At 74.9% G+C, this 1,623-nt stretch carries 2 protein-coding genes; one reads left to right on the top strand and one right to left on the bottom strand.

The genetic code is table 11. The features are described 5' to 3' along the window. Positions 1-13: 13 nt before the first annotated feature. Positions 14-565, bottom strand: a complete 552-nt coding sequence (locus tag LLG88_16765) for a hemerythrin domain-containing protein (GenBank protein MCE5248560.1) — start codon at positions 563-565, stop codon at positions 14-16. Positions 566-792: 227 nt separating this feature from the next. Here LLG88_16765 and LLG88_16760 point away from each other — a divergent pair. After that, the coding region (locus LLG88_16760; protein MCE5248559.1) for a hypothetical protein at positions 793-1,623 on the top strand (831 nt) is incomplete at its 3' end.

Raw genomic sequence — 1,623 nt, 5'->3', positions numbered from 1 at the left:
CGCGCGCGTCCCGTCACGTCCGCGCGTAGCGGGCCCGCAGCGCCTCGACCTCCGCGCGGACGGCGCCGCCCGCTCCGGCGCGCTCGCGCTCGAACGCCGCGCAGGCGTCGCCGATCTTGGCGTACGCCGCCGCGCCCAGATTCGCGCGCGCCATCGGGTAGAGAACGTTGTCCTCCTTCGAAATGTGGCCGCGCAGCAGGTCGGCGTAGGCCGACGCCGCCTCGGCGACGCGGCGCCGCTCCGCTTCGCTCCACGCCCCGTCGCGCTCGATCCCGTCCGCCATCGCGCGGGTCAGCGCGCGGTTCTCTTCGTGCTCGGCGAGCATCACGGCGATCGGCCCCGCCTCGCGGGGGAACCCCTGCTCGACCATCGTCGCGAAGAGGATGTCCTCTTCCTTGCCGTGGTGGCGGGCGTCGGCGAAATCGCGGATGAAGGAGACGAACCGCGCGAGATCGCCGCGCTCGACCGGTTGGTTGCCCCGCAGGCGGCGGGCGTAGCCGTCGAGCGCGTCGAGCGCGGAGAGGATCAGGCGGTGCTCGTCCATCAGGAGGTCGATCGGGTCCATCGGCGTCTTCCTCGGAGGCCGCGCGGGGCCTCGGCATTGAAACAGGATACGCACATCCAAATATACCGCCGGGGGAGGCGCGCGCCATCGTTCCGGCGGATCCCGCGCGGAACGGCCGTCGCCGAGCGGGCGGAAGACGCCGACGGATGGTCCCGGCCGGGGCGACCAAGGGCGGGCGACTGCGCTAGACTCGCGACGTGGGAGACTGCCCGGAAGAGGGCGCTCAAATGACACGCACAATCGTCGTCGCCGTCTTCGCCGCCGTCGCGGCGGCGCTCGCTCCATCCGCATTCGCCAAGGCCCCGCCGCTCCGCCTCGACGGCGTCGGCCTCGGGGTGGCGCTGACCGATCTCGCGCGCCTGCGGCCCGACGTCGCCGTCGCCCAGCGGGACCGGGACGAAGTCCGCTTCGCCCCGGCGAAGGGAACCGCCGCGGCCCCGCTCTGGGCGCGTCTTTCGTCCGACGCGCCGGACGCCGAACTGACCGAGGTCGTCCTCGCCGTGCCGACGCCGCCGGAGAAGCTGGCCGCCGTCCTCGGCCCGGCGGCGGGCACGATCAGCATGTCGGGGCTGCCGAACGCGCTGCTCTGGCACGACCGCGCCGCGGGGATCAGCGCCGTCGCGTTGCCGCGGAGCGGCGGCGGCTCGACGGTCCGGATCTTCTCCGATTCGTGGGCGACCGGCGTTCCGCCGCTCGACTACCGCGGCTCGTTCGACCCGTTCGACGACTGCTGGCCCGGCGACGTCGCCTCGATCGGGTGCGATTTCTTCTACTGGACCCACATGGCCTGCGAGCCGGGATACGGCTGCTTCTGGGGCGTCTACGAGCGGGCCTCCGACCCGTACGGCCTGCACCGGCCGCCGTGGGACCGGGCTCTCGACTATCCGGACGGCGTCCCGACCCCCGGCGCGCCGCAGCGCCGCGCCGAGGAACGCCGGCGGCCGCTCCCGCCGGACGGGCGGATCCCGGCGGCGTCGCGGCGGTTCGACGCCGGAGGCGCGCGGCGCGCCGCTCCCGCCGGCGACGGGCGCGCGGCGCTCCCGTCCCGGCAGGGCGGA

The organism is bacterium (genome assembly GCA_021372775.1).
In the GTDB taxonomy this organism is placed as follows: domain Bacteria; phylum Acidobacteriota; class Polarisedimenticolia; order J045; family J045; genus JAJFTU01.
Note: the sequence above shows the minus strand (reverse complement) of the source record. Positions and strands in the feature narration are given on the sequence as shown.

Coding starts and splice junctions, on each gene's coding strand:
- LLG88_16765 (MCE5248560.1), bottom strand. CDS start 565: ATGGACCCGATCGACCTCCTGATGGACGAGCACCGCCTGATCCTCTCC.